The organism is Pseudomonas sp. NCCP-436 (genome assembly GCF_019656335.1).
GTDB lineage: Bacteria > Pseudomonadota > Gammaproteobacteria > Pseudomonadales > Pseudomonadaceae > Aquipseudomonas.
This window is the reverse complement of record NZ_BPLZ01000037.1, coordinates 1-1,505: the sequence shown is the minus strand read 5'-3', so window position 1 is coordinate 1,505 and position 1,505 is coordinate 1. Positions and strand designations below refer to the sequence as shown.

The 1,505-nt window shown below is 63.9% G+C and carries 1 protein-coding gene; it reads left to right on the top strand.

The features are described from left to right. A partial coding sequence (locus NCCP436_RS17535; RefSeq protein ID WP_259651521.1) for an aldehyde dehydrogenase family protein occupies positions 1 to 1,505 on the top strand: 1,505 nt, incomplete at both ends.

Below are 1,505 nucleotides of genomic sequence, written 5' to 3'. Positions count from 1 at the left end.
AAACCGGGTACCCCAGGCTCCCTCGTTACCCTCAAGCCGCGCTATGGCAACTACATCGGCGGTGAGTTCGTCGCCCCGCTCAGCGGCCAGTACTTCACCAACACCAGCCCGGTCGATGGCTCGGTAATCGGCGAATTCCCCCGTTCCAACGCCGCCGATATCGACAAGGCCCTCGATGCCGCTCACGCCGCCGCCGATGCCTGGGGCCGCACCAGCGTCCAGGAGCGCGCCAACATCCTGCTGAAGATCGCCGATCGCATCGAGGCCAACCTCGAACTGCTGGCCGTGGCCGAAACCTGGGACAACGGCAAGGCCGTGCGCGAAACCCTCAACGCTGACGTGCCACTGTCCGCCGACCACTTCCGCTACTTCGCCGGCTGCATCCGCGCCCAGGAAGGCAGCACCGCCGAGATCAACGACGGCACCGTCGCCTATCACTTCCACGAGCCGCTGGGTGTGGTCGGACAGATCATTCCGTGGAACTTCCCGCTGCTGATGGCCGCCTGGAAACTGGCTCCGGCCCTGGCCGCCGGCAACGCCATCGTCATGAAGCCGGCCGAGCAGACGCCGTTCTCCATCACCGTGCTGATCGAGCTGATCGGTGACCTGCTGCCGCCGGGCGTACTCAACATCGTCCAGGGCTTTGGCCGTGAGGCCGGTGAAGCGCTGGCCACCAGCACCCGCATCGCCAAGATCGCCTTCACCGGCTCCACTCCGGTCGGTTCGCACATCATGAAGTGCGCCGCCGAGAACATCATTCCGTCCACCGTCGAGCTGGGCGGCAAATCGCCGAACATCTTCTTCGAGGACATCATGCGCGCCGAGCCGGCGTTCATCGAGAAGGCCGCCGAAGGTCTGGTGCTGGGCTTCTTCAACCAGGGCGAAGTGTGCACCTGCCCGTCGCGCGCGCTGGTGCAGGAGTCCATCTACGAGCCGTTCATGGCCGAGGTGATGAAGAAGATCAAGCAGATCCGCCGTGGCAACCCGCTGGATACCGAGACCATGGTCGGTGCCCAGGCCTCGCAGCAGCAGTTCGACAAGATCCTCAGCTACCTGGAAATCGCCCAGCAGGAAGGTGCCGAGGTACTGACCGGCGGCGCTGCCGAGAAGCTCGAAGGCGACCTGGCCAGCGGCTATTACATCCAGCCGACCCTGCTCAAGGGTCACAACAAGATGCGCGTGTTCCAGGAGGAAATCTTCGGCCCGGTGATCGGCGTGACCACCTTCAAGGACGAAGCCGAAGCGCTGGCCATTGCCAACGACACCGAGTTCGGCCTGGGCGCCGGCGTGTGGAGCCGCGATATCAACATCGCCTACCGCATGGGCCGTGGCATCAAGGCCGGCCGCGTATGGACCAACTGCTACCACCTGTACCCGGCACATGCCGCATTCGGTGGCTACAAGAAGTCCGGCGTCGGCCGCGAAACCCACAAGATGATGCTCGACCACTACCAGCAGACCAAGAACCTGCTGGTCAGCTACGACATCAATCCGCTGGGATTCTT